Source organism: Oleiphilus sp. HI0125 (genome assembly GCF_001635355.1).
Genome location: NZ_LWGF01001062.1, coordinates 1 through 1,341, shown reverse-complemented (window position 1 = coordinate 1,341; position 1,341 = coordinate 1). Strand labels below are relative to the sequence as shown.

Below are 1,341 nucleotides of genomic sequence, written 5' to 3'. Positions count from 1 at the left end.
TAAGGACAACTCAAATGTCAGAGACGATATTTACAAAGATCATTAATAAAGAAATTCCCGCTGAAATCTTGTACGAAGACGATATCAGCATTGCCTTCAAAGACATTATGGCGCAGGCGCCCGTTCATTTTCTGGTCATTCCTAAGAAACCCATTGCGACCATTAACGATATCGAAGAGGGCGATAAAGAATTGCTTGGGCATTTGTATTGGGTTGCAAAACACATCGCTCAAGAGCAAGGATTTGCGGAACAAGGTTATCGTGCAGTGATGAATTGTAATGAGTATGGCGGTCAGTCTGTGTACCATATTCATCTGCATATTCTTGCTGGTAAGCCTTTAGGTTGGCCACCATACACCGATACGCTTAAGGTCTAGTCATACCGACCTTCTCATAGTTTGATGAGTTGGTGTTTTTGCTGAGTTGAAGGGATGCCTTAGCTGAATGCTGTGCTTCAATCGCATCCCAAATATCCAGAGCAAGCGCCGAATGTGCATCGTAAAATTGATGCGAAAACATTAGGTAATATGGGCGCTGCATGAAGGGCTTATTTAGCTTTTCTATCATAGCCTCAATATGCGGTGATTTTGAGATTCGTGTGTCACTCATTGTTTCAATATCTATCCAAGCATCGATTCGACCTCGATAAAGCATTTCTAGCCCGCTTGATTGCGTCGTGACTTCAACCACATCTAGACCTAAAGCTTTTAAGTCGTCAATGACGGCATAACCAATCACGGCACCGATCTTAATGGTATTGTCTGAAAATCTATCTCCGTTCCACGATAGAGTCTTATCTTTGCGTTTATAGATGACATAAGACTGACTCATGATTTGTTTCGTGGGGTCAGGGCTCCCCTCTGAGGTTAGATATTTACCAAAAGCTTCACGTTCTTTTTTATAGCTGGAGTGGAACACGCCATCCGCTTCGCCGTCCTTCACCATTTGCAATGCCCGTGCCCAAGGTACGCGTTCAAACGTGAATTTCACGGGTAAGTCAGCTTCAATGTCTTTGAGCAGTGATAAGGTGATTCCGGGCTTGTCCCAATTAATTTCTGGGCCATTGCCTAAGTAGTACGGCGGGTTTTCTTTTACCTCAAACACAAGCGTTATTTCCTGACGATCTGCGAAAGTCAGTGTTGAATAAAGACCAATCAGTAAAAGAATGAAGCGTTTCATGAGTAAGGATCTAAAAAGAAAGAATAAAACATAGCGCTTGTTTTGTAGTTACATCGCAAAAGTTACACGGCAAAATTTTGTACTACTTTTAACACCTATGAGTTTCTGATCAACGAGACATTTTGAGTAATGAATAATGTTTGAATGGATAACCAGCCCTGA

General features: G+C 42.0%; 2 protein-coding genes. One reads left to right on the top strand and one right to left on the bottom strand.

Features of this window, described 5'->3' with window-relative positions:
• Nucleotides 1–14: 14 nt before the first annotated feature.
• Complete coding sequence (locus A3762_RS18175; protein ID WP_068475666.1) at nt 15–377, top strand: histidine triad nucleotide-binding protein; 363 nt, start codon at nt 15–17, stop codon at nt 375–377.
• Here the strand turns inward: A3762_RS18175 and A3762_RS18170 are convergent.
• The gene (locus tag A3762_RS18170; protein WP_068756987.1) at nt 367–1,179 is read right to left on the bottom strand and encodes an ABC transporter substrate-binding protein; all 813 of its coding nucleotides are present in this window, start codon (nt 1,177–1,179) and stop codon (nt 367–369) included. The two genes, A3762_RS18175 and A3762_RS18170, sit on opposite strands and share 11 nt — an antisense overlap.
• Nucleotides 1,180–1,341: the final 162 nt, after the last annotated feature.

Excerpts from the sequence above, each read along its gene's own strand:
- A3762_RS18175 (WP_068475666.1), top strand. The coding sequence starts at position 15 with ATGTCAGAGACGATATTTACAAAGATCATTAATAAAGAAATTCCCGCT.
- A3762_RS18170 (WP_068756987.1), bottom strand. The coding sequence starts at position 1,179 with ATGAAACGCTTCATTCTTTTACTGATTGGTCTTTATTCAACACTGACT.